The organism is Streptomyces sp. NPDC057428 (assembly GCF_042803195.1).
Lineage (GTDB): Bacteria > Actinomycetota > Actinomycetes > Streptomycetales > Streptomycetaceae > Streptomyces.
In genome coordinates this window covers 1-4,305 of the sequence record NZ_JBHVCT010000184.1, presented here as the reverse complement: position 1 = coordinate 4,305, position 4,305 = coordinate 1, and the positions used below count along the sequence as shown (strand labels likewise).

General features: G+C 68.6%; 2 protein-coding genes and 1 pseudogene. All 3 read right to left on the bottom strand.

Annotation, left to right across the window (positions count from 1 at the left end; translation table 11 throughout):
• Window positions 1-59 precede the first annotated feature (59 nt).
• Window positions 60-1,451, bottom strand: coding sequence for a lectin (locus tag ACFU5K_RS31395; RefSeq protein ID WP_384068003.1), 1,392 nt, complete (start codon window positions 1,449-1,451; stop codon window positions 60-62).
• Entirely contained in the window at window positions 1,448-2,731 is a 1,284-nt protein-coding gene (locus ACFU5K_RS31390; protein WP_384068000.1) for a lectin, read from the bottom strand. The genes ACFU5K_RS31395 and ACFU5K_RS31390 overlap by 4 nt, the downstream gene beginning before the upstream one ends.
• Window positions 2,732-3,119: 388 nt before the next feature.
• A pseudogene (locus tag ACFU5K_RS31385) lies at window positions 3,120-4,055 on the bottom strand (helix-turn-helix transcriptional regulator).
• Window positions 4,056-4,305: the final 250 nt, after the last annotated feature.

The following is a 4,305-nucleotide window of genomic DNA, read 5'->3' as shown; positions in this document are numbered from 1 at the left end:
CGTAATTGCCCCGTTTGCCGGGCTGCGTCGGGGCGCCGGCCAAGGGGGCCACGGGTGGTTCAGCCCGCGTACGAGGCGAAGACCCGGGTGAAGTCCCACGGCTGCTGGGAGACTCCCGAGCAGGTGTCGGCTCCGCCGCCGGTGCAGGGCCGGTCCCGGTTGACGGACCAGAAGGTCAGCCGTGCGAGATGGCGCTGCTGGGCGTAGCCGAGGATGGTGCGGAAGTCGGCCACGGTCACCGTCTCGCCGTTGTCCGTGACGCCGTTCATCGAGGAGATCCCGGTGTGCCGGTAGGCCTGGTCGTCCGAGTAGCCGTAGGCGTTCTTGACCGCGGTCTTGAGACCTTCGGCGGCACGGACGGTGAGAGTTCCCATGTTCTGGCCGGCGCCGCCGAAGTTGAACGGCATGATGGTCCAGCTGTCCACGGTGAGCCCGGAGGCCGCCGCCTTGTTGATCAGGCTGTTGTCCGGGCCGTTCTGGCCGGTGCCGAAGGTGACGTAGATCTTGATGCCGGGGTTGTTGGCCCTGACGATCTTCAGCGCGTCGACCGTGCGCTGCTGGACGGCCGGGCTGTCGTACGCCGCCGCCTCGATGTCGATGTCGATCGCCTTGAGCCCGTAGGCGTTGATCACCTTCTGGTATGCGGCCGCCAGCTCACCGGCGCTGGAGCAGGAGCTCTCCAGCTTGTTGCCGCTCCAGCCCCCGAAGGACGGGATGACGTCACCACCGGCGGCTCGCACGGTGTTGACGGTCTGCTGGTCGACGCCACCGGTCAGCGGCCGGCCACCGTCCCACTGGGGGTTGCAGTAGCCGTTGCTGAGGACGAAGGCGAGGGTGAACCACTTGACGCCCGTCGCGTTCATCACGGTGGTGGGGCTGGGCGGACTGCCCCAGCCGTTGTAGAGGTACGGCGCCACCGCCATGGCTCCCGGCCCGGGGGTCTCGCCACCACCGGAGCTCGGCGCGGTCCACTTCTGGTTGGCGGAGCCGGTGCAGGTCCAGATCTGCAGCCGGGTTCCGTTGGCGCTGCTTCCGCCGGTCACGTCCAGGCACTTGTCCGCCTGCGGATTCACGATGTCCCGCGCCGCCGGTGTCGCCCACTGCTGCGCCGCAGAACCGTTGCAGTCCCACAACTGCACCTTCGTACCGTCCGCCGTGCCCGCCGAAGCCACGTCCAGGCACTTGCCCAGCGCACGTATCGTCCCGTCAGCACCCACCGTCCACTGCTGCGCCGCAGAACCATTGCAGTCGTACAACTGCACCGCCGTACCGTTCACCGCCGAACCGGCAGCCACGTCCACACACTTACCCGCCAGACCCGTGATCTGGCCGGTGCTCGCAGCGGCCCCGCTCGCGGGCGTTGCGGTCAGGCCTGTAAGGAGAGCCGCCGTCGCGGCCACCGTACTCAGCAGGCCGCGCACGACAGGTCTCGAGAAGGACTTCGCGGTCACCGGGTCACCGTCCACTTCTGGTTGGCGGAGCCGGTGCAGGTCCAGATCTGCAGCCGGGTTCCGTTGGCGCTGCTTCCGCCGGTCACGTCCAGGCACTTGTCCGCCTGCGGATTCACGATGTCCCGCGCCGCCGGTGTCGCCCACTGCTGCGCCGCAGAACCGTTGCAGTCCCACAACTGCACCTTCGTACCGTCCGCCGTGCCCGCCGAAGCCACGTCCAGGCACTTGCCCAGCGCACGGATCGTCCCGTCAGCACCCACCGTCCACTGCTGCGCCGCAGAACCATTGCAGTCGTACAACTGCACCGCCGTACCGTTCACCGCCGAACCGGCAGCCACATCCACACACTTACCCGCCAGACCCGTGATGGGTCCGCCGCCGCCAGGCTGACCGCTGTCGGAGCTGACGCGGACGTAGTCGACCAGGAGCTGCTGCGGGAAGACCGTGCTGCCGTCGGGGTCGCCCGGCCAGTAGCCGCCGACCGCGAGGTTCAGGATGACGAAGAAGGGCTTGTCGAAGACCCACTGCTTCCCGCCCAGGTCGGCGGGGGTGCGGCGTTGGTAGACGGTGCCGTCCACGGACCAGGTGATCGCGTTCGGGCTCCAGTCGACCGCGAAGGTGTGGAACGCGTCGGCGAACGCCTGCCCGCCCGGCAGGGAGTAGCCGGCGCCGATGCCGCCGCTGCCGGAGTAGCCGGGACCGTGCAGGGTGCCGTGGACCGTTCCGGGTTCGAAGCCGACGTTCTCCATGATGTCGATCTCACCGCTGTTGGGCCAGCCCACACTGCCGATGTCGCTGCCCAGCATCCAGAACGCGGGCCAGATGCCCTGCCCGCGCGGGATCTTCATCCTGGCCTCGACGCGGCCGTAGGTGGTGGTGAACTTGCCGGACGTGTTCAGCCGGGCCGAGGTGTATTCGCATCGCCCGTACCAGCACTGGTAGTTGCCGGGGTTCTCCTTGCGTGCGGTGATGACCAGATTGCCCTGGCCGTCGAGCGCGGCGTTGCGGTTGCCGGCGGTGTAGTACTGCCGCTCGTGGTTGTTGACGTTGTCGCCGGTCTCGACCTGCCACTTGCCGCCGTCGACGGCGGAGCCCGCGGGTCCGTCGAAGTCGTCGGAGAAGGTGATGGCGGCCGCTGCCGCCGCGGCGTCGGCGGACTGCACGGCGGGGGCGGGGGCGGGGGCGGGTGCGCTCTGCGCCAGTCCGGTGGACAGGGTGGCGAGACCGAGCGTCATGACGAGGGACAGGATCAGGTGCCGAGGCAAGCGTGGGGATCTCATGCCTCTCCCTTCGGGGGAGGTGATCGAAAGACATGGGCATGTCAGTTCGGTGCAGGCAGAACACCGTACCTCCCGCACCGAGCGGGGGGAGGGTGACGGCTCACAGCACTTAGTTCACACCGTGATTTAAGAAATGAACGCTGACCCTGTCAAGGGTTTGGTATAGACCGGAGACACGTGCATCGCGTGGAGACGGGCCGGTGGCTGGAAGGGCCGGGGCACCGATCGACCGCCCCCACCGCCGCGGAGGACATGGGGGCGACCAGCCCCGCGCTCAGAGAGGCGGACATCTCGCCCCTCCCCCGCGCCGTTGAGGCCACCACAGGGTTTGGCTGATTCTCGACCCACGTCCGATGCCGGCCCCACGTCCGGACTTCAGGTCCTCGCGCTACTGCCCGCCGGGCACGGACGTTCCGGCCCGGGTCGCGTCCGTGCCCCAGCTGGCGAGCAGGCACAGCGCCTGTGCCGACACCGACCCAGGTTCGGCGTGGTAGGTGACCATCGACTGCTCGCCGTCGTCGGGGAGCGCGAACGTCTCGAACGACAGTGACAGTTCACCCACCAGTGGATGGCACAGCCGCTTGACGCCGTGGCTCTTCTCCTTGACGTCGTGCCTGGCCCACAGCCGCCGGAAGTCCTGGCTCTTCACGGACAGCGCACCCACGAGGGCGGAGAGCCGGGAGTCGTCGGGCCGGCAGCCGGCGTCCATGCGCAGGAAGGCGACGATGTCCGACGCATTCTGGTCCCATTCCACGAAGAGGTCGCGGTAGTCGGGCTTCAGGAACACCAGGCGTGCCCAGTTCCGCTCCTGCGCGGGCAGTTCCGACCAGTCGCCGAAGACGGCCGCGGCCATCCGGTTCCACGCGAGGATCTCCGCACGGCGGCCGACGACGTACGCCGGCATGCCGTCCATGCTTACGAGCAACTGGTTCAGGGCCCCGCGCACACGCTGCTGCCGTACCGAAGGCTTCTTCCTGTGCTGCCTGGGCCTCGCGAGGTGCGACAGATGCGCGCCCTCGGCGTCCGTCAGTCTCAGGGCGGACCGATCGCGTTCAGGACCTCCACGGAGACGTTCTGGCCGTTGCCCTGTTCGAGGCGTGTGTAGTACGCCACGGGCAAGCTGAGCCAGCTCCTCGCGACGCAGCCCGGGGACCCGGCGGTACCGCCCGAAGTCGGGCAGCCCCACGTCGTCCGGCTTCAGCCGCGCGCGGCTGTTGCGGAGGAATTCGCTGAGCTCGGCGCGCCGGTCGAGGGCGGGCCCCGCACCGTCACCGGGAGCGCCGCCGCAGGCGGGCCGCAGATCGGATTCAGGCTGCTCGTCCATGCGCCCAGTATCCATGGACGTACGCACATCATCCTGACCCCGCCAGTAGTAGGACCACTGGTCGTACGCAGAACCGGGGCCTGGGTGAAGTGCGCGAGCCGGGGCAGGCTTGTCGGCGTGCCCGGATCGGAAGGCTGCCGGGCACAAAACCACTCCCTAGTAGGGCTTTGTTAGATCCTGTGGTGTGGTTCGGGGGTTGGTGCGGGTTGGCCGCATATCGAGCAGGCGCCGGTCCAGGTGGCCAGGAGGG